Annotated in this window: 19 protein-coding genes; 4 read left to right on the top strand and 15 right to left on the bottom strand. The window is 73.1% G+C overall.

Translation table 11 applies throughout. The annotated features are described in order from the left end of the window. Positions 1 to 60: 60 nt before the first annotated feature. The 12 genes from GWJ10_RS01880 to GWJ10_RS01825 form a co-directional block, all read right to left on the bottom strand. Complete coding sequence (locus tag GWJ10_RS01880) at positions 61 to 300, bottom strand: hypothetical protein (protein ID WP_009863298.1); 240 nt, start codon at positions 298 to 300, stop codon at positions 61 to 63. Positions 301 to 328: 28 nt separating this feature from the next. Further along, positions 329 to 1,288 carry a hypothetical protein gene (locus GWJ10_RS01875; RefSeq protein WP_163184659.1) on the bottom strand — a complete coding sequence of 320 codons (960 nt, stop codon included), beginning with the start codon at positions 1,286 to 1,288 and terminating at the stop codon, positions 329 to 331. Beyond that, positions 1,285 to 1,629 carry a DUF202 domain-containing protein gene (locus GWJ10_RS01870; protein ID WP_137280227.1) on the bottom strand — a complete coding sequence of 115 codons (345 nt, stop codon included), beginning with the start codon at positions 1,627 to 1,629 and terminating at the stop codon, positions 1,285 to 1,287. Before GWJ10_RS01870 ends, GWJ10_RS01875 begins: the two co-directional genes overlap by 4 nt. A gap of 2 nt (positions 1,630 to 1,631) precedes the next feature. After that, positions 1,632 to 2,039 (bottom strand): DUF202 domain-containing protein, encoded by a 408-nt coding sequence (locus GWJ10_RS01865; RefSeq protein ID WP_061267652.1) that lies wholly within the window; start codon positions 2,037 to 2,039, stop codon positions 1,632 to 1,634. Between the two features lie 2 nt (positions 2,040 to 2,041). Further along, a complete protein-coding gene (locus GWJ10_RS01860; protein WP_163184856.1) occupies positions 2,042 to 3,376 on the bottom strand; it encodes a thymidine phosphorylase in 1,335 nt (444 codons plus the stop codon). Between the two features lie 29 nt (positions 3,377 to 3,405). Next, a complete protein-coding gene (locus tag GWJ10_RS01855; protein WP_076405248.1) occupies positions 3,406 to 3,870 on the bottom strand; it encodes a cytidine deaminase in 465 nt (154 codons plus the stop codon). Positions 3,871 to 3,877: 7 nt separating this feature from the next. After that, positions 3,878 to 5,173 carry an ABC transporter permease gene (locus GWJ10_RS01850; RefSeq protein ID WP_061267651.1) on the bottom strand — a complete coding sequence of 432 codons (1,296 nt, stop codon included), beginning with the start codon at positions 5,171 to 5,173 and terminating at the stop codon, positions 3,878 to 3,880. Then, complete coding sequence (locus tag GWJ10_RS01845; RefSeq protein ID WP_082774437.1) at positions 5,170 to 6,375, bottom strand: ABC transporter permease; 1,206 nt, start codon at positions 6,373 to 6,375, stop codon at positions 5,170 to 5,172. The genes GWJ10_RS01850 and GWJ10_RS01845 overlap by 4 nt, the downstream gene beginning before the upstream one ends. Positions 6,376 to 6,482: 107 nt before the next feature. Then, positions 6,483 to 8,105, bottom strand: coding sequence for an ABC transporter ATP-binding protein (locus tag GWJ10_RS01840; RefSeq protein WP_061267649.1), 1,623 nt, complete (start codon positions 8,103 to 8,105; stop codon positions 6,483 to 6,485). 204 nt (positions 8,106 to 8,309) lie between these two features. After that, entirely contained in the window at positions 8,310 to 9,422 is a 1,113-nt protein-coding gene (locus GWJ10_RS01835) for a BMP family ABC transporter substrate-binding protein (protein WP_061267648.1), read from the bottom strand. Positions 9,423 to 9,648: 226 nt separating this feature from the next. Next, a complete protein-coding gene (locus tag GWJ10_RS01830; RefSeq protein ID WP_163184655.1) occupies positions 9,649 to 10,878 on the bottom strand; it encodes an amidohydrolase in 1,230 nt (409 codons plus the stop codon). Beyond that, positions 10,875 to 12,023, bottom strand: a complete 1,149-nt coding sequence (locus tag GWJ10_RS01825; RefSeq protein WP_061267646.1) for a mannose-1-phosphate guanylyltransferase — start codon at positions 12,021 to 12,023, stop codon at positions 10,875 to 10,877. Before GWJ10_RS01825 ends, GWJ10_RS01830 begins: the two co-directional genes overlap by 4 nt. A 234-nt stretch (positions 12,024 to 12,257) precedes the next feature. Here GWJ10_RS01825 and sdhC point away from each other — a divergent pair, with 234 nt between their 5' ends. From sdhC to GWJ10_RS01805, 4 genes are all read left to right on the top strand, one after another. Beyond that, complete coding sequence (sdhC, locus tag GWJ10_RS01820; protein ID WP_021481379.1) at positions 12,258 to 12,641, top strand: succinate dehydrogenase, cytochrome b556 subunit; 384 nt, start codon at positions 12,258 to 12,260, stop codon at positions 12,639 to 12,641. Next, entirely contained in the window at positions 12,641 to 13,099 is a 459-nt protein-coding gene (locus GWJ10_RS01815) for a succinate dehydrogenase hydrophobic membrane anchor subunit (RefSeq protein ID WP_021481378.1), read from the top strand. Before sdhC ends, GWJ10_RS01815 begins: the two co-directional genes overlap by 1 nt. A 71-nt stretch (positions 13,100 to 13,170) precedes the next feature. Continuing rightward, positions 13,171 to 15,003: a succinate dehydrogenase flavoprotein subunit gene (sdhA, locus tag GWJ10_RS01810; protein WP_076405240.1), complete on the top strand. Its 1,833-nt coding sequence runs from the start codon at positions 13,171 to 13,173 to the stop codon at positions 15,001 to 15,003. Beyond that, entirely contained in the window at positions 15,003 to 15,770 is a 768-nt protein-coding gene (locus tag GWJ10_RS01805; RefSeq protein WP_021481376.1) for a succinate dehydrogenase iron-sulfur subunit, read from the top strand. The genes sdhA and GWJ10_RS01805 overlap by 1 nt, the downstream gene beginning before the upstream one ends. Positions 15,771 to 15,986: 216 nt before the next feature. On the opposite strand, the gene GWJ10_RS01800 is transcribed toward GWJ10_RS01805, so the two are convergent. The 3 genes from GWJ10_RS01800 to trpS are packed head-to-tail and all read right to left on the bottom strand — an operon-like array spanning position 15,987 to position 18,824. Beyond that, positions 15,987 to 17,162 carry a YhjD/YihY/BrkB family envelope integrity protein gene (locus GWJ10_RS01800; RefSeq protein ID WP_163184653.1) on the bottom strand — a complete coding sequence of 392 codons (1,176 nt, stop codon included), beginning with the start codon at positions 17,160 to 17,162 and terminating at the stop codon, positions 15,987 to 15,989. 10 nt (positions 17,163 to 17,172) lie between these two features. Beyond that, positions 17,173 to 17,736: a 2'-5' RNA ligase family protein gene (locus tag GWJ10_RS01795; protein ID WP_061267643.1), complete on the bottom strand. Its 564-nt coding sequence runs from the start codon at positions 17,734 to 17,736 to the stop codon at positions 17,173 to 17,175. Further along, positions 17,733 to 18,824: a tryptophan--tRNA ligase gene (gene trpS, locus GWJ10_RS01790; RefSeq protein ID WP_076405236.1), complete on the bottom strand. Its 1,092-nt coding sequence runs from the start codon at positions 18,822 to 18,824 to the stop codon at positions 17,733 to 17,735. Before trpS ends, GWJ10_RS01795 begins: the two co-directional genes overlap by 4 nt. Positions 18,825 to 18,867: the final 43 nt, after the last annotated feature.

Below are 18,867 nucleotides of genomic sequence, written 5' to 3'. Positions count from 1 at the left end.
CTCACGGTACCGGCCGGTACGCCCCGCCTCGCGCCGAGCGCACCGGCCGGGTGCGGACGGTCAGGCGTAGTCGTCGTCGCTGCCCGGCACGGCGGACGCCTGCTCGACGACGTCGGCCTCGGCGGCCTCGCCCTCCAGGTCGGGGCGTGGGGTCCGCGGCTGGTACTCGTCGACCTCGTGCACGGGGTCCTCGACCCCGGGGTCGTCGTCCTCGACCTCTTCCACCAGGCTGACGGCGTCCTCGCCCTGCTCGTCCAGTCCGGCGTCCCGCCATGCGTCGTTCCCGGGCACGGTGCTCATCGCGACTCCTCCTCGACGATCGGCGTGCTCACCACGGTCGTGGCGGCTGCGCCCATCCTGCCGCCGGGCGCGCCCCCTCGCCAGCGCGGCCGTCGGGCAGGAGCGCCCAGCACACGTGCGGCCAGCCCCCGAGCGCGCGGCGCACGGCGGGCACCCGGGCACCGTCGAGGAGCGCGCCCGCCGCGACGGTGCGGAGCGTGCCCGACGACGGCTCGTAGACCCGGCACCATCCCGCCCCGGCGTCGGCGTCGGTGAGGAGCACGACGTGGCGCGGGACGGCGGTCGCGAGCCCGAGCGCGAGGTCTCCCCCGGTGAAGAGCGGCACGGGCACGCCGCGCGCCGCCGCCGCGAGCGCGGCGCCCACGACACGCTCCGCGCCCGGCCCCGCGACGACCCGGTCCACGAACCGCACGTCCGCGTGGCGTGCGGTCCGGGCGGCGCCCCAGGGCGGCGTCCCGAGCGCCGCGGGCCACGGCAGCGGCCCGAGCGCGCGCCGGTTCGTGCGGCGCTTGAGCGCCTGCTGGAGCGTCCTGAAACGCTCGACGCCGCCCCGGGCGCGAGCGTCCGCCGGGTCGTGCCGCGCGGCGTCCCCCGGGCGCAGCCCGGTGGCGAGCCACAGGGCGAGCACCGGGTCGCCCGCCGCGGCGAGGAGGCCCAGCACGGCCGAGCCGCATGTCGTGCCGTCGGTCTGGCGCGCGGGCGCGCCCGCGATCTCCAGCGTCCGGACCGTGAGCCCCTCGTCGGGCCGGTCGAGCCGGCGCAGGGGGTCGACGACGGCACGCCGGTCCGCGGGCCGCAGCCCGTCGAGGGTCGTCGCGAGCGCGCGCACGCGGTGCTCGGGGTGCCCTGCGCGGCGCGCGAGGTCGAGCACGTGGGGGGTCGCGGCGTCGGGCGCGTAGGCGCCAGGCGGCGGGGACGGCGGCAGGGTGCGTGCCGGGAGGAGGCGCGCGACGTCGGTCGCCCGCAGCGCCCCCGGCCCGCGCCTCACGCGGCACCGCCGAGGACCCGGCCGAACGCCCAGGCCGCGCCCACGAGGGCGAGCACGACGACGAGGCCGCCGACGCGCACGAGGAACGACCACGAGTGGAGCCGCCCGTCGCGCGGGAGCCCGCCGGTCGGCGGGCGCAGCACCGCGGGGACGAGCGCGAGCACGGCCACCGCGACCGCCGCGCACACCGTGACCACGGAGCCGGAGCGCAGCCCGGCGGCGGCGAGCACGAGCGCACCGACCACGACCCCGAGCACCGTGCGCTGCCACGCGAGCGCCGTGCGCTCGGGCTGCAGCCCCTCGTCCCGCGGCGGCACGGCGCCGGGCTCCCCCGACGGCACGCTCACCCTCCGGTCGCCGCCCCGACGGCGTAGCCCGCGAGCAGCAGGGCCAGCACGACGACGCCGACGACGAGCACCGGCAGGCCGCTCGGCGCCGGGAGGCGCCACCGCAGCCGCAGGGCCCGCTCGTTACGGCGCCACGACACGAGCGCGTAGCCCGCGAACCCGGCGCCGGCGAGGCACGCGACGCCCGCGACGACGTCGAGCAGGCCCGCCATGCCCGCGAACGTCGCGAACGACGTCAGCGCGACGCCGCCCGCGACCAGGCCCAGCCCGGTGCGCACCCACGCGAGGGCGGTGCGCTCGTTGGCGAGGCTGAACCGCGCGTCGGGCTCGGTCCCCACGCCGTAGACCGACCGCGGCCGGCGCGTGTCGGCCGGCTCGGGCGGGCCCTGCTCGTCGGCCGACACGCTCAGTCGACGCGGTCCAGGACGACCGAGCCGCGCTCGACCACGGTGCCGGGCTCCGCGACGGACCATGCGCCGTCGAGGGCCTGCACCGCGCGCTCGAAGCGCTCCGGGGTGTCGGTGTGCAGGGTCATGAGGTGCTGGCCCTTGCGGACGGTGTCCCCGGGCTTGGCGAACAGCTCGACGCCCGCGCCCGCCTGCACCGGGTCCTCCTTGCGGGCCCGGCCTGCCCCGAGGCGCCACGCGGCGACCCCGACGGCGTACGCGTCGAGCCGTTCGAGCACCCCGTCGCGGTCGGCCACGACGTGCTCGCGCTCGCGCGCGACGGGCAGCGGGGCGCGCGAGTCGCCGCCCTGCTCCGCGATCATCTCGCGCCACTTGTCGAGCGCGCGCCCGCCCAGGAGGGCGTGGCGCACGTCGTCCTCGTCCTGCGGGCGGCCCGCCCCGGCGAGCATCTCGAGCGCGAGCGCGACCGTGAGGTCGACGACGTCCTGCGGCCCCTCGCCCTTCATCACCTCGACGGACTCGCGCACCTCGAGCGCGTTGCCCGCGGTGAGGCCGAGCGGGGTCGACATGTCGGTGAGCAGCGCGACCGTGCGCACGCCGGCGTCGGTCCCGAGGTCGACCATCGTGCGCGCGAGCTCGCGCGCCGAGCCGAGCTCCTTCATGAAGGCGCCCGAGCCGACCTTGACGTCGAGCACGAGAGCGCCCGTGCCCTCCGCGATCTTCTTGCTCATGATCGAGCTCGCGATGAGCGGGATCGACTCGACCGTGCCCGTGACGTCGCGCAACGCGTAGAGGAGGCGGTCCGCGGGCGCCAGGCCCGAGCCCGCCTGGCAGATCACGGCGCCGACGTGCTCGAGCGCGTTCATCATCTGTGCGTTGGTCAGCGCCGCGCGCCAGCCGGGGATCGCCTCGAGCTTGTCGAGCGTGCCGCCCGTGTGGCCCAGGCCGCGGCCGGAGAGCTGCGGCACCGCGACGCCGTACACCGCGACGAGCGGCGCGAGGGGCAGCGTGATCTTGTCGCCGACTCCCCCGGTCGAGTGCTTGTCCGCCGTCGGGCGCGAGAGCCCCGAGAAGTCCATGCGCTCGCCCGACGCGATCATCGCCTGCGTCCAGCGGTCGATCTCGGCGCGGTCCATGCCGTTGAGGTAGATCGCCATCGCGAGGGCGGCCATCTGCTCCTCGGCCACCACGCCGCGCGTGTAGGCGTCGATCACCCAGTCGATCTGCTCGGGCGCGAGCCGCGCCCCGTCGCGCTTGGTCCGGATGACGTCGACCGCGTCGAACGCCTCCGGCGCCGGCCCCTCGGTGCCGCGGTCCTCGCCGTCGTCCTCGATGCCGTCCTGCGTGGCCACGTCGTCGCTGGTCACGAGCGCTCCTCCAGATCCTCGGGCCCGAAGGCGTCGGGCAGCACGTCCCTCATCGTCTTGATACCACGCACCGTCTCGACCAGCAGGTCGGGCCCCCCGTGCTCCCACAGGAGCTGGCGGCACCGGCCGCACGGCATGAGCGGCGCGCCGTGCTTGTCGACGCACGCGAACGCGACGAGGCGGCCGCCGCCCGAGCCGACGAGCGAGCTCACGAGCGAGCACTCCGCGCACAGCGTCACGCCGTACGCGGCGTTCTCCACGTTGCAGCCGACGACGACGCGGCCGTCGTCCACGAGCGCGGCCGCGCCCACGGGGAAGCCCGAGTACGGCGCGTAGGCGCGGGTCATGATGTCGCGCGCCGCGGTGCGCAGCGCGTCCCAGTCGACGGCCGGCCCGGCGGCGGACCCGTCCGGGTCCGTCCCCCCGCCCGGCCGGGTGCCGCCGTCGTGCACGTCCGTCATGCCGTCCTCACTTGACGTAGGGGATGCCCTCGGCGGCCGGCGGGCGCACGCGCCCGACGAGGCCGGCGACGGCGAAGATCGTCACGACGTACGGCGTCATGAGCATGATCTGGCTCGGGATCGGCGTCCCGACGATGCCGAGCACCGTCTGGAGGTTGTCCGAGAACCCGAACAGGAGCGCCGCGACGAGCGCGCCGACGGGGTTCCAGCGCCCGAGGATCATCGCGGCGAGCGCGATGAAGCCCTTGCCGCCCGTCATCTCCTTGCCGAAGGCGAGCCCCGCGGCGACGGTGAAGAACGCGCCGCCGAGGCCGGCGACCGCGCCGCCGAGGATCGTGTTGCGCACGCGCGTCGCGTTGACCTTGATGCCGACGGTGTCGGCCGCCTTCGGGTGCTCGCCGACCGCGCGCAGGCGCAGGCCCCAGCGGCTGCGGAACAGGAAGACCTGCAGCAGGATCACGACCACGTACATGAGGTACACGAGGAGGGTCTGGCGGAACAGCACCGGCCCGACGACCGGGATCTGCGACAGCACCGGGATCTCGATGACGGGCAGCGGGTTGCGCGAGTTCCACGTCGCCGGGTCCGCGCTGAGGACCGTCGAGTAGAGGTAGCTCGTCACGCCGACGACCAGCACGTTGAGCACGACGCCGACGATGATCTGGTTCACCCAGTACTTCACCGAGAAGATCACGAGCAGCACGCCCACGAGCGCGCCCGCGATCGGCGCGGCGATGAGGCCGGCGTACGCCGACGACGTGAGCGAGGCGACGACCGCGGCGAGGAAGGCCCCCGCGAGGAGCTGGCCCTCGATCGCGATGTTGATGATGCCGACGCGCTCGCACAGCACGCCGGACAGCGCGCCGAACACGAGCGGGACCGCGAGGAAGAGCGAGCCCTGGAGCAGGCCCGTCAGCGGGATCGCCGACTTCCCGGCCCCGGCCCAGGAGAGGAACGCGAAGACGATCGCGACGCCGTACACGATCGGCAGCCACACGCCGACCTTGCGCCGGTCGCGCGCGGCCCAGAACGACAGGCCGGCGAGGAGCAGCGCGAGGATCGACAGGAACAGCGCCGCCCCCGTGGAGCTCACCGTGATCGGCTCGATCTGGAAGAAGTCCTTCGCCGTCGAGAGGCGGAACGTCGTCTGCTGGCCGCCCGCGGGGAGCAGCGCGAAGACGACGAGGGCCAGCAGCCCGATGACCCCGTACGCCACCGGGGCCTTCCAGCTGATGGGCGGCAGGGGCTTGGCCGCGCGCTCCGGCGCGGCGGCCGGTGCCGGGGTGGTGGTCGCGGTGCTCATGCTCCGGCCTCCTGGGTGGTCGTCGTGGTCGGGACGGCCTTCGCGCGGCGGCGGGCTGCCTGCCGTTCGGCGCGCGTCGGGCCGCCCGGGGTCGGGAGGCGGAAGATCGCCCGCACGAGCGGCGGCGCGGCGATGAAGAGCACGATGAGCGACTGCACGACGAGGACGATGTCGATCGGCGTCCCCGTGCGGGCCTGCATGACGAACCCGCCCGCGCGCAGTGCGCCGAACAGCAGGCCGGCGAGCACCGTCCCGAGCGGACGGGACCGCCCGAGCAGCGCCACCGTGATCGCGTCGAACCCGAAGCTCGCCGCGACGCCGGCCGTGAGGACGTGCTCCGTGCCGAGGACCTGCGCGCTGCCCGCGAGGCCCGCGAGCGCGCCCGCGATGGCCATGACCCACACCGTCGTCCACGGGACCGACATGCCTGCCGTCCGGGCCGCGTGCGGGTTCTCGCCGACGGCGCGGAAGCGGAAGCCGAGCGTCGAGCGCTCCATGAGCCACCACACGCCGACCGCGACGAGCAGCGCGAGGACGAACCCCGCGTGGAGGCGGAAGCCCTCGCCCAGCAGCAGCGGGAACTGCGCGTTCCCCGGGATGCGCGGGCTGATCGGGTTGGAGCTGCCCGGCGCCTGGAACGGCTTCGTCGTGAGCAGGTACGCGACGAGGTAGATCGCGATGTTGTTGAGCATGATCGTGACGATCACCTCGTGGGCGCCCGTGCGGGCCTTGAGCACGCCCGCGATGCTCGCCCACAGAGCCCCGCCGAGCGCGGCGCCCAGCACGGCGAGCAGGAGGTGCAGCCCCGGCGGGAGCGCGAACGTCCAGCCGACGAACCCGGCGAAGATGCCGCCGAGGATGATCTGGCCCTGCGCACCGATGTTGAACAGGCCCGCGCGGAAGCCGATGCCGAGCCCGAGGCCCGCGAGGATGAGCGGCGTCGCGACCGTCATCGTCTCGGTGAGGGGGCGCAGCGCCCGCGAGACGTCGGGCGCGTCGACGTTGAGGACCGCGCCCTGGAAGAGCGCGGCGTACGCGCCGAACACCGCGTCCCAGACGGCCTGGAAGAAGTCCGAGGGGCGCGCGAAGAAGTAGGACGCCGCCTCCTGGACCGCGGGGTCGGCGGCCGCGATGAGGACGCCGCCCAGGATCAGCGCGGCGACGATCGCGAGCAGCGAGACGAGCCAGCTGCTCTCGAGCATCTCGCGCAGGACGCCCTGCCCGGCCGGCGCCTCCGGCTTCTGGGGGTCGCTCGGCGGTGCCGCCGTCGGCGGGAGCGCCGACGCGTCGTCGGGCGTGGCCTGCTGGGTCACTGGATCTCCTCCTCGCGGGCGGCGGCCGCGTCCTGTGCGGCGCCCGACGGCGCGTCCTCGGCGACGGCGTCCGCCTCGCCGAGGGTCGTGTGGTGCTCGGCGGCCTGCACGACGGCCTCCTCGAGCGGGACCCCGGCCATCATGAGGCCGAGGACGTCGCGGTCGGTGTCGCCGGGCACGACCCCGACGACGCGGCCGCGGTACATGACGGCGATCCGGTCGGCGAGGGCGAGCACCTCGTCGAGCTCCGTCGACACGATGATCACGGGGGTGCCGTTGTCGCGCTCCTGCACGATGCGCCGGTGCACGAACTCGATCGAGCCGACGTCGAGGCCGCGCGTCGGCTGCGACGCGATGAACAGGCGCAGCGGGCGCGACATCTCGCGCGCGAGGACGACCTTCTGCTGGTTGCCGCCGGAGAGCGTGCCCGCCGGGGTCTCGACCGACTGGGTGCGCACGTCGAACTCGCCGATGCGCTGCTCCGCGTTCGCGCGGATCGTGCCGCGCGCGAGCGCGCCGCCGCGCGAGTAGGGCGCGGACGTCACGAGGTCGAGCACGAGGTTCTCCTCGACGGAGAACGTCCCGATGATCCCGTCGGTGCTGCGGTCCTCGGGCACGTAGCCCACGCCCGCCTCGAGCACCTGGGACACGCTGCGCCCCACGAGCTCCTTGCCGTCGAGCAGGATCGAGCCCGCGACCGGCTTGCGCAGCCCGACGATCGTCTCCGTGAGCTCGGTCTGGCCGTTGCCCTGGACCCCCGCGACGACGAGGATCTCCCCGCGCGCGACCTCCAGGCTCACGCGGTCGACGACGGCCGTGCCGGCGTCGTCCATGACCGTGAGCTCGTCGACGTGGAACGTGGTGTCACCGTCCTCCGCGGGCGCCTTGTCGACCCCGAGGGAGACGGACCGGCCGACCATGAGGGACGCGAGCTCGGTCTCGCTCGCGCTCGGGTCGGCGGTGCCGACGACCTTGCCGCGACGGATGACCGTGATGCGGTCGGCGACGGCGCGCACCTCGCGCAGCTTGTGCGTGATGAAGACGATCGACGTCCCCGCCGCCTTGAGCTCGCGCATGATCGCGATGAGCTCGTCCGTCTCCTGCGGCGTGAGGACCGCGGTCGGCTCGTCGAGGATGAGGACGCGCGCGTCGCGCGACAGGGCCTTGATGATCTCGACGCGCTGCTGCACGCCGACGGGGATGTCCTCGACCATCGCGTCCGGGTTCACCTCGAACCCGAACCGGTCCGAGATCTCCTGGACGAGGCGGCGCGCGCGCCGCGCGTCGATGAGACCCGCGCCCTTCACGGGCTCGTGCCCCAGCGCGACGTTCTCGGCGACCGTGAACACCGGGACCAGCATGAAGTGCTGGTGCACCATGCCGATGCCCGCGGCCATCGCGTCGCCCGGGCCGGCGAACTGCACGGGCACGTCGTCGACGAGGATCTGCCCGTCGTCCGGGTCGTACAGCCCGTACAGCACGTTCATGAGCGTGCTCTTGCCCGCCCCGTTCTCCCCGAGCAGGGCATGGATCTCGCCGGGCTCGATGACCAGGTCGATGTGGTCGTTGGCGACCAGGGACCCGAAGACCTTCGTGATCCCTCGCAGCTCCAGCTTCACCGGTCTGCCTCTCCTCGTGCTTCGCAGTCGTACCGCGGTGTCGACCTCGATCCCGTCGAGGTACTCCATCGAACCGCACCCGCGGGAGCGCGGCGCGTCGTCGCGGCCCCGACGACACCGTCGTCGTCATGACGGTGGCCCGGGCGCTGGGCCCGGGCCACCGGTGCCGGTCGCCCGTGGGCGGCCGGCGGGTTCAGCGTCGCGTCACGGCGCGTTCGGCGACTCGACGACGAGGTCGCCCGCGATGATCTGCTCCTGGTACTGGGCGAGCTGGTCCTGCAGCTCGGCCGGGACCGCGTCCTCGAAGTCGTGGAACGGCGCCAGGCCGACGCCCTCGTTCTCGAGCGTGCCGACGTACGGCTCGCTGGTGAAGTTGCCGTCCGCCGACTCGCTCACGGTGTCGAAGACCGCCGGGCCGATCTGCTTCATCACGGACGTGAGGATGATGCTCCCGTAGTCCGTCGTGAGGAAGCCGTCCGAGTCGACCCAGATGATCTTCGCGCCGCCGCTCTCGGCCGCCGCGGCGGCACCGAGGCCGACCGGGCCGGCGACGGGCATGATGATGTCCGCGCCCTGGTCGATGAAGCCCTGCGTGACGTTCTGGCCGTTCGCCTGGTTGTCGAAGTCGCCGGTGAACGTGCCGGTCTGCGCTTCCTTGTCCCAGCCGAGCACCTTGACGTCGGTGCCGTTGTCCTCGTTGTACTTCGCCACGCCGTCGACGTAGCCGTCCATGAAGATGGCGACCGACGGGATCTGGATGCCGCCGAACGTGGCGACCGTGCCCGTCTCCGTCATGCCCGCCGCGAGGTAGCCGGCGAGGAACGCCGCCTCCGCGGTGTTGAAGAGGATCGGCTTCGCGTTGTCGATCTCGACCGGCTCCGGCGGGTCGTCCGCCGTGGCGCCCGGGTTGCTGAACGCCGAGTCGATGAGGGCGAAGTGCACGTCCGTGTTGGCCTCGGCCGCCGACTGGATCGGGTCCTCGAGGAGGAAGCCGACGCCGATGATGAGGTTGCAGCCCTGCTGGACGAGGCTGTCGATGTTCGGGCCGTAGTCGGTGTCCGCCTGGGACTCGACCTCGTGCGTCGTGATGCCGAGCTCCGTCTTGGCCTTCTCGAGGCCCTCGTAGCCCGACTGGTTGAAGGACTGGTCGTCGAACCCGCCGGCGTCGGAGACCATGCACGCGGAGAAGTCGGAGTTGCCGCCCGCGGTGCTGTCGCCGCCGCCGGTGGTCTCGTCGTCCTCGGGCGCGGCGCCGCACGCGGCCAGCGCGAGCGCGGCGACCGCCGCGAGGGCGGTGACCTGAGTCGCTCTCTTCACCTGATAGCTCCTGTCGTTCTCGTAGCAGTGCCGCGCAGGGAAGGACCCCTGGGCCCTCCCGAGCACCGTTGCACGGGAGGACCGGTCCGTCGGCCTCTATAGGACCGAAGACTAATCAGCCCGAGGGGTCCAGCACGTTACTTGCCGGTAACGCGGGCGCTTCGTTATGCAAGCGTCACTTTGCGTCTGAGGCGTGACACACCCCTGTCCACGGGTCGGGACCGGTTCACCCGTCCTGGCCCGCGGCGACGCGCGCGAGAAGCCGCATGCCCAGGCCGATCGCGCGCTCGTCCACCTGGAGGTCGCCCTGGTGGATGTCGTAGCTGCGCCCGCCCGGCGTCCGCGTGCCGAGGCGGGCCATCGCCCCGGGCACCTTCGTCAGGTACCAGGCGAAGTCCTCGCCCCCGAGCGACTGCTCGGTGAGCACGACGCTGTCCGGGCCCAGGACGTCGCGCGCGGCAGCCTCGAGCAGGCCGGTGCAGCGCTCGTCGTTCTCGACGGGCGGGACGCCCCGCGTGTGGTGCACGGTCACCTCGACCTCGTACGGCGCGACGACCTGCTCCACCGCGTCGTGCAGCACCTGCCCCGCGAACTCCCACGCGCGCACGTCCAGGCAGCGCAGGGTGCCGCGGACCGTCCCGGTGCTCGGGATGGCGTTGTGCGCGGAGCCCGCGTGGACGGCGCCCCACGTGAGGTTCACGCCCGAGCGCGGGTCCAGCCGACGGCCGAGCACCGCGGGGACCTGCGTGATGACCTGGCCCAGCGCGTACACCACGTCGCCGGTCAGGTGCGGTCGCGACGTGTGGCCGCCCGGGGAGGCGATCGTCACGGAGACCTCGTCGGACGCCGACGTGATCGGGCCGATCCGCGTGCCGATGCGACCCACGTCGACCTTCGGGTCGCAGTGCACGGCGTAGATCTCGTCGACCCCGTCCATCGCCCCGGCCGCGAGGACGTCGAGCGACCCGCCCGGCTGGACCTCCTCGGCGGGCTGGAGCACGAGCCGCACGCCGCGGCGCAGCTCGCCCTGCGCGTGCAGGTCCGCGAGCACGAGCCCGGCACCGAGCACGACGGCCGTGTGCACGTCGTGGCCGCACGCGTGCGCGACGCCGGGCACGGTCGACGCCCACGGGAGGCCGCAGCGGTCCTGCAGCGGCAGCGCGTCGATGTCCGCGCGCAGTGCGACGCGGCCCTCCGGGACGGCCGCGCCGTCGGGCACGCCCGCGGCGGTCGTGCCCGGCTCCGGGCCGACGTCGCACACGAGCCCCGTGCCCGGCAGGAGCCGTGGCTCGAGGCCCGCCGCGCGCAGGCGGTCGGCGAGCAGCGCCGTGGTGCGCGTCTCGGCGCGCGAGACCTCGGGGTGGGCGTGGATGTCGCGGCGGATCGCCACGACCTCGTCCACGTGGCACGCGACGGCGGCCCCGATGCGGGCGGCGAGGGTCACGTCGGCGCTCACAGGAGCTCGTCCATCCCGAGCTCGCGCACCGTGTCGACCATCGACTTCACCTGCTGCGCGCGCGCCCGCGTCGTGACGAGGAGCGCGTCGGGGGTGTCGACCACGACGACGTCGTCGAGACCGAGGACCGTCACGACCCGGTCGCTCGCGGGCACGACGACCGAGCCCGCGCTCTCGCGGCGCACGACGCGCCCCGTGTCGCCGAGCACCTTGGAGCCGGCACCGTCGACGGACGGGAGGAGCGCGGCGAGGGAGTTGAAGTCGCCCACGTCGTCCCACCCGAACGTGCCGGGGACGACGGCGACGCCCCCGACCGCGGCGACCGGCTCGGCCACCGCGTGGTCGATCGCGATCCGCTCGAGCGCGGGCCACCGCTCCGCGAGCACGCGGTCGCGGTCGGGGCCGTCCCACGCGGCCGCGATCGCGCGCAGGCCGTCGTGGAGCTCGGGACGCTGGTCCGCGAGGTGCCCGAGGAGCACGGACGAGCGCACGATGAACATGCCGGCGTTCCACCGGTACTCCCCGGACGCGAGGTAGCGCTGCGCGGTCGCGGCGTCCGGCTTCTCCGTGAAGCCGCGCACGTGCTGCGCGCTCGGCGCGCCCGCGACGCCGAGCGGGGCGCCGCTGTGCACGTACCCGAACGCCGTCGACGGCCGCGACGCCGCGATGCCGATCGTCACGACGTACCCGGCGCGCGCCGCCTCCACCGCCTCGCGCACCGAGGACTCGAAGGCGGCACGACCCGTGATCACCTGGTCCGCGGCGAACGACCCGACGACGACGTCGCCGTGCCGCTCCTCGAGCACCGCCGCGGCGAGCCCGATGGCCGCCATCGAGTCCCGGGGCGACGGCTCCGCGAGCACGTTCTCGGCCGGCAGGCCCGGGAGCTGCGTGCGCGCCGACGCGACGTGCCGGTCGCCCGTGACGAGCACGACGCCCTCCTCCCCCGCGAGCGGGACGAGCCGGTCGACCGTCGCCTGGAGCAGGGAGCGCCCCGAGCCGGTGAGGTCGAGCAGGAACTTCGGGGAGCCCGCCCGCGAGAGCGGCCACAGCCGGGTGCCGGCGCCTCCCGCGGGGACGACGGCGAAGAAGCCGGGGATCGGCGACCCGGACGGGCCGGAGGAGTCGTGCGGCGAAGAGGCCATGAGGGCCAGCATAGTGAGGGCCGCAGTTCCCCCGCGGGCTGTGGGATCAGTCACAAACCCACGGCACGGGGCCGTTCCGCCGCACCCGGCGGTCCGCATCATGACGTCGATGTCACTATGGTGGAAGCCCTGAGACCGATGCCGACGACGGTCCCGGGGTCCGGACTGAGGGAGTTCCGGACCACGGCCGGAACGTGACATCTCCCCCTGATCTCGCCACAGGAGGCCCCCAAAGTGCCCAGTGCACCAGCCGGCACGCTCTACCGCGGCCGCGAAGGCATGTGGTCGTGGGTCGCGCACCGCGTGACCGGCGTGCTCATCTTCTTCTTCCTGCTCGTGCACGTGCTCGACACGGCGCTCGTGCGGGTCTCGCCCGAGGCGTACAACGCCGTCATCGGGACGTACCAGACGCCGATCATGGGCATCGGTGAGGCGGGCCTGGTCGCGGCCATCGTCTTCCACGCCTTCAACGGCATCCGCATCATCCTGGTCGACTTCTGGTCCAAGGGCCCGCGGTACCAGCGCACGATGCTCTGGGTCGTCGTCGGCCTGTTCGTCGTGACGATGGCCGGGTTCCTGCCGCGCCACCTGATGAACGTCTTCGGAGGGGGGCACTGATGGCCGCCGCACCCACGGTCGAGGTCGCGAGCCCGCGCGACCCGTACAAGCGCCGCAAGGCCACGCGCAGCAACTACGAGCTGTACAGCTGGATCTTCATGCGCGCCTCCGGCGTCGTGCTGATCGTCCTCATCTTCGGGCACCTGTTCGTCAACCTCATGGTCGGCGAGGGCGTGCACGCGATCGACTTCGGCTTCGTCGCCGGCAAGTGGGCCTCGCCGTTCTGGCAGATCTGGGACCTGCTCATGCTGTGGCTCGCCATGTTCCACGGCACCAACGGCGTCCGCACGATCATCAACGACTACGCCGAGCGTGACGGCACTCGCCTCGTCCTCAAGCTCGCGCTGTACCTCGCCTTCACGATCGTCACGGTCCTCGGCACCCTCGTGATCTTCACGTTCGAGCCCTGCCCCGCGAACGCCCCGGCCGAGCTGCTCGCGTCGTTCTGCACGGCCTGAGCACCGCACCACCGCACGCCCCCGTCTTCCTCTCGCTCCACCCGGCTCTCTCCCAGGAGGCATCGACCCCGATGCAAACCCATCAGTACGACGTCGTCATCGTCGGCGCAGGCGGCGCCGGGATGCGCGCGGCGCTGGAGTCGTCCGGCAAGGTCCGGACGGCCGTCATCTCCAAGCTCTACCCCACGCGCTCGCACACGGGCGCCGCGCAGGGCGGCATGTGCGCCGCGCTCGCGAACGTGGAGGAGGACAACTGGGAGTGGCACACGTTCGACACGGTCAAGGGCGGCGACTACCTCGTCGACCAGGACGCCGCGGAGATCATGGCCAAGGAGGCCATCGACGCCGTCCTCGACCTCGAGCGCATGGGCCTGCCGTTCAACCGCACGCCCGAGGGCCGCATCGACCAGCGCCGGTTCGGCGGGCACACCCGCAACCACGGCGAGGCCGCGGTGCGCCGCTCGTGCTACGCCGCGGACCGCACCGGTCACATGATCCTCCAGACGCTCTACCAGCAGTGCGTCAAGCAGGACGTCGAGTTCTTCAACGAGTTCTACGTCCTCGACCTCATCACCGACCACGACCTCTCCGCGGGCGAGATCCCCGACGACGAGACGGTCACCGCGACCGGCGTCGTCGCCTACGACCTCGCCTCGGGCGAGATCCACGTCTTCCAGGCGAAGGCGATCATCTTCGCCACCGGTGGCGCGGGCAAGATCTTCAAGACGACGTCCAACGCGCACACGCTCACGGGCGACGGCATGGCCCTGGCCTACCGCCGCGGCCTGCCGCTCGAGGACATGGAGTTCTTCCAGTTCCACCCGACCGGCCTCGCGGGCCTCGGCATCCTCCTGTCGGAGGCCGCCCGCGGCGAGGGCGGCATCCTGCGCAACGCGGACGGCGAGCGCTTCATGGAGCGCTACGCCCCCACCATCAAGGACCTCGCGCCGCGCGACATCGTCGCCCGGTCCATGGCGAACGAGGTCCGCGAGGGCCGCGGCGCCGGGCCGAACAAGGACTACGTCCTGCTCGACCTCACGCACCTCGAGCCCGCGCACATCGACGCCAAGCTCCCCGACATCACCGAGTTCGCCCGGACCTACCTCGGGATCGAGCCGTACACCGAGCCCGTGCCCGTGTACCCCACGGCGCACTACGCGATGGGCGGCATCCCGACGAACGTCGACGCCGAGGTGCTGCGCGACAGCCACAACGTCGTCAAGGGCCTCTACGCCGCCGGTGAGGTCGCGTGCGTCAGCGTGCACGGCTCCAACCGTCTCGGCACCAACTCGCTGCTCGACATCAACGTCTTCGGCAAGCGCGCCGGCCGCACGGCCGCCGCCTACGCCGCGACCGCGTCGTACAGCGAGCTCCCGGAGAACCCCGCCGCGGCCGTCGTCGCGCAGCTCGAGGAGATGCGCAACCGTCCCGACGGCGAGCGCGTCGCCGACGTCCGCAAGGCGCTCCAGGAGACGATGGACGCCAACGCCCAGGTGTTCCGCACGGGCGAGTCGCTCAACCAGGCCCTCGCGGACATCCGCGACCTGCAGAAGCGCTACAAGAACGTGTCGGTGCAGGACAAGGGCCGCCTGTTCAACACCGACCTCCTCGAGGCGATCGAGCTCGGGTTCCTCCTCGACATCGCCGAGGTCACCGTGGTCGCGGCGATCAACCGCAAGGAGTCCCGCGGCGGCCACTACCGCGAGGACTTCCCGGACCGCGACGACACCAACTACATGCTGCACACGATGGCCTACCGCCGTCCGACGTCCGCCAGCGACGTCGCCGACGGGCACGTCGCGGGCTACTTCGACCACGTCGAGCAGTTCGACGGCTACAAGGTCGCCCTGGGCTCCAAGCCCGTCACCCAGACCCGGTACGAGCCCATGGAGCGGAAGTACTGATGACTGCCACACTCGAGAGCCCGGCCACCGAGCCCAAGGCCGGGGAGATCCCCTCGTTCGAGGTCACGCTCCGCGTCCGCCGCTACTCCCCGGAGTCGGAGCACGGCGAGGAGGCGTACTGGGACGAGTTCACCGTCCAGGCGCACGGCACCGACCGCGTCCTCGACGCGCTGCACAAGATCAAGTGGGAGCACGACGGCTCCCTGACGTTCCGCCGCTCGTGCGCGCACGGCGTGTGCGGCTCGGACGCGATGCGCATCAACGGCCGCAACCGGCTCGCGTGCAAGACGCTCCTCAAGGACGTCAACCCCGACAAGCCGATCACGGTCGAGCCCATCAAGGGCCTGCCCGTGGTCAAGGACCTCGTCGTGGACATGGAGCCGTTCTTCGCGTCGTACCGCGAGATCATGCCGTTCCTCATCACGTCCGGGAACGAGCCGAGCAAGGAGCGCCTCCAGTCGGCCGCGCAGCGCGAGCGCTTCGACGACACCACCAAGTGCATCCTGTGCGCCGCGTGCACGTCGTCCTGCCCGGTGTTCTGGACCGACGGCCAGTACTTCGGCCCCGCCGCCATCGTCAACGCGCACCGCTTCATCTTCGACAGCCGCGACGAGGGCGCCACGCAGCGCCTGGAGATCCTCAACGACAAGGAGGGCGTGTGGCGCTGCCGCACGACCTTCAACTGCACCGAGGCCTGCCCGCGCGGCATCGAGGTCACGAAGGCGATCCAGGAGGTCAAGCGCGCGATGATCACCCGCGCGTTCTGACGCTCCCCGCACCGCCACGAAGGGCGCCGACCGCACGGTCGGCGCCCTTCGTCGTGCCCCGGTGACGCCGCGCCCACGCGCCCCGCACCGCGACCAGCGGTCACGGCCGCGATCGGCAGTCCCGACCGAGATCGGCATCTGCGGCTGAGATCGGCAGCCGCACGTGCCGATCTCGGCAGCGCGTGCCGATCTCGACCTACCGCCCGAGCGCGACGGTCACGTCCCGCGCGGACGGCGGGCCCGGCGGACACCACGGACCACCGGGCTCCACGGGCGGTGCGACCCGTGACCGGCGCGGACGTGCTCCTCGGTCGACGGGACGACGGCGTCACGCGCGCCCTCGGCAGCGTCACGTCTGTCCTCGACGTGGTCGCGCGTGCTCTCGACGGCGTGGTGCGGCGCCCGCAGGTGACGGCCGTCGGTCGTCCGGTCGCCGTCGAGCACGGGCAGCTCGGGACGGCCGTCGCGCGCGTGCCGGGCGCCGTCGGGCACCGGGTCGGGCGGGCGCGGCGGGTTCGCCATCCACGCGCACACGGCCAGGAGGATGCGCGCGGTGAAGTTGACGAGGAGCAGCAGCGTCACGAGGACGGCGAACGACGCCAGGAGGGCGTTCCGCGTGGCGCTGCTCTCGACGAACGACGACCCGAGGTAGCGGAGCACGCCGAACCCGACGGCGGCGGTGAGCGAGCCGACGAGGAGGTCGCGGCGTCGGACCCGCACCCCGGCGAGGAGCCGCACGACGACGACCACGACGAGCGCGTCGAGCAGGACGCTCACGACGAGGCCCGCACCGGTCACGAGGACGGCGGGCCCGCCGGAGAGCCCGATCGCCTCGAGGAGCTGGTTGCCGAGGGACGTGACGGCGATGCCGGCGACGGCGGAGACGAGGAGGAACAGCGCGAGGAGGAAGAACCCGAGGAGGGCGCGCGCCCGGGCGAGCACGGGGCTCTGGCCGACGTCGCTCACGCCGAACATGGTCCGCACGGCGCCGCGCAGGTGGTACATGAACGACACGACGGAGAAGAGCAGCACCACGCCCGCGACGACGCTCGTGACGCTGAGCCCGGAGTCCAGCAGGAGCTGGTCGGGCCGGATGGCGCCCGGCTGGCCGTCGAGGGCGATGAGCCCGGGGACGAGCTCGTTGATCTCCCCGAAGACGACGTCCATGAGCTCCTGGCGGCCGCCCAGGACCCGCATGAAGACGGTGTAGCCGATCGTCAGCGCGGCGAACAGCGAGAACAGCGCGGAGTACGCGATGCCGCCGCACAGGAGCGCGCCGCGCGCGTACAGGTAGCGGTAGGTCGCGCGGCCGGGCCGGCTGTCCTTCCAGCGCTCGACGAGCGCGTCCACCCGCGCGCGCGTGCGCGGGGCGGCGGGGCGGGGCGACGTCACGCCCCGAACGCTACGAGACGGTCGCTCCCGCGGCATCCGCGCCGAGGGGGAACACCTGCTCGGGGCGCCAGACGCCGTCGTCCCCGTGCTCGTAGAGCGAGAAGCCGGCGACGTCGAACTGCGCGTCGTAGGTCGCCATCTGGTCGAACGCCGCGTCGAGCGCGGCCTCGGGCACCTCGTGCGCGACGGTCACGTGCGGGTGGTAGTTGAACCGCAGATCCTGGGCGAGCGGGCCGGTGCGGATCGCGCTCTCGAGGTGCTCGCACTCCGCGATGCCCTCGACCACCTGGACGAACACCACGGGCGAGACGGGCCGGAACGTCGCGCTCCCCCGCAGGTGGAGGCGGAACGGCGCCGCGGTCGACGCGACCTCGGCCAGGTGCGCGCGCGCCGTGTCGAGCGCGGTGCGGTCCAGGACCGTCGGGCCGAGGAGCGTCACGTGCGGCGGGATCGACCGCGCGAGCGGGTCGCCGAACCGTGCGCGCGCGTCCTGGAGCTGCGTCGCGAACGGCTCGGGCACCTCGATCGCGATGCCGATCCGCACCTGGTGGGGCTCGCGCTCCGGGAGGTTCACGCGGTCGTCCCGCCCACGGGCAGCAGGCCGACGCGGTCGTAGACGCGGGCGAGCGTGCCGGCCGCGATCTCGCGGGCCTTCTGCGCGCCGCGCGCGAGCACCGCGTCGAGCTCGGCCGGGTCCGCCAGGTAGGTGTTCGCGCGCTCCTGGAACGGCACGAGGAAGTCGACGACGACGTCCGCCAGGTCCACCTTGAGGCGCCCGTAGCCCTGGCCGTCGTACTCGGCGGCGATCGCCTCGACGTCCCGCCCCGTGAGCGCCGAGTAGATGGTCAGCAGGTTCGACACGCCGGGCTTGGCGACCGGGTCGTAGCGGATCTCCGTGCCGGAGTCGGTCGCAGCCGACCGGATCCGCTTGGCGGCGACCTTCGGGTCGTCGAGCAGCCAGATGACGCCCTTGCCGTTGGACGAGGACTTGCTCATCTTCGCCGTCGGCTCCTGGAGGTCGTAGATCTTCGCGACCGACCGGACGATGTGGGCCTCCGGCACGACGGCGGTCCCGTCGCCGAAGCGGGCGTTGAGCCGCTCCGCGAGGTCGCGGGTGAGCTCGAGGTGCTGGCGCTGGTCCTCGCCGACCGGCACGAGCGCCGCGTCGTAGAGCAGGATGTCGGCCGCCATGAGCACGGGGTACGTGAACAGCCCGACGGTCGTGCCGTCGGCGCCCTGCTTCGCGGACTTGTCCTTGAACTGGGTCATGCGGCCCGCCTCGCCGAAGCCCGTCTGGCACGACAGCACCCACGACAGCTCGGCGTGCTGCGGCACGTGCGACTGGACGAACAGCGCCGAGCGGTCCGGGTCCACGCCGCCGGCGAGGTACTGGGCGGCCGTGCGGCGGGTGCGCTCGCGGAGCCGCTCCGGGTCCGGGTTGACCGTCAGCGCGTGGAGGTCGACGACGCAGTACAGGGCGTCGTACGCGTCCTGGAGGGAGACCCACTGGCGCAGCGCACCGATGTAGTTCCCGAGCTGCAGCGAGTCCTCGGTGGGCTGCATGCCCGAGAGGATCCGTGGCCGGGTGCCCGTCGGGCTCCCGGGCTCCTGCGTGGTCTCCGGGACCGGTGCCGGACCGATGTGCGTCGCCTCGATGGACATTGCCCCATTCTGACAGGTGCTCGGGCGCCGGAACGAATCGCCG

This window comes from Cellulosimicrobium sp. SL-1, from assembly GCF_011033075.1.
Lineage (GTDB): Bacteria > Actinomycetota > Actinomycetes > Actinomycetales > Cellulomonadaceae > Cellulosimicrobium > Cellulosimicrobium funkei.
This window is presented reverse-complemented; position numbering and strand designations above follow the sequence as displayed.